This window comes from Hansschlegelia beijingensis, from assembly GCF_045505405.1.
GTDB lineage: Bacteria > Pseudomonadota > Alphaproteobacteria > Rhizobiales > Methylopilaceae > Methylopila > Methylopila beijingensis_A.
In genome coordinates this window covers 1-596 of sequence record NZ_JBJKEX010000702.1, presented here as the reverse complement: position 1 = coordinate 596, position 596 = coordinate 1, and the positions used below count along the sequence as shown (strand labels likewise).

General features: G+C 72.3%; 1 protein-coding gene. It reads right to left on the bottom strand.

Going from position 1 to position 596, the window contains the following annotated elements; translation table 11 throughout:
* The coding region (gene ccmI / locus ACIKT0_RS19705; protein ID WP_407106937.1) for a c-type cytochrome biogenesis protein CcmI at nucleotides 1–270 on the bottom strand (270 nt) is incomplete at its 3' end.
* Nucleotides 271–596: the final 326 nt, after the last annotated feature.

Below are 596 nucleotides of genomic sequence, written 5' to 3'. Positions count from 1 at the left end.
GCCGCGGTCGGAGGCCGCGATCAGCCGGCGCGCGACCTCGACCCGGGCGCTGTCGGCGTCGCGCTCGTCGATCAGACCACGCGCGTGATCGCGCTCGTCGATCAGACCACGCGCGCGATCACGCGCGATCTCGTCGATCTGGTCGCGATACACCGCGACGTCCGCCTCGGCGGCGTCCGCGGAAACCTCGCGCCGACGCGCCAGCGAGCCCAGCACGACGAAGACCGCCGCGCCGGTCATCAGCGCGACCGTCAGCCAGAGAGCCGTCATTGGTCCGTTTCCTTCCGGGGCGTGACATAGCGGGCTCACGGCGCGAGGTGAAGGGACACGCCGTCGCGCGAAGGCCTCAGGGGCGGTGAAATCGTCGTGGGCGGGCTGAACCCGGCGCCGCAACGCATTATACGGGTTGAAGGCTCATTCCCTCCCCCGCGGGACCCTTGCTCCGAAGCGCCCTCGCCACGCTGCCGTTCCTGCGTCTCACGCAGCGCCCCGCTGGGAAACCTGCGGCGCGCCGGCCGACGCTCCGAGCGTCCTACGACGTCATCGTCATCGGCGGCGGCGTGCGCGCGCTCGCGATCGCGCGCTCCTGCGCCGCG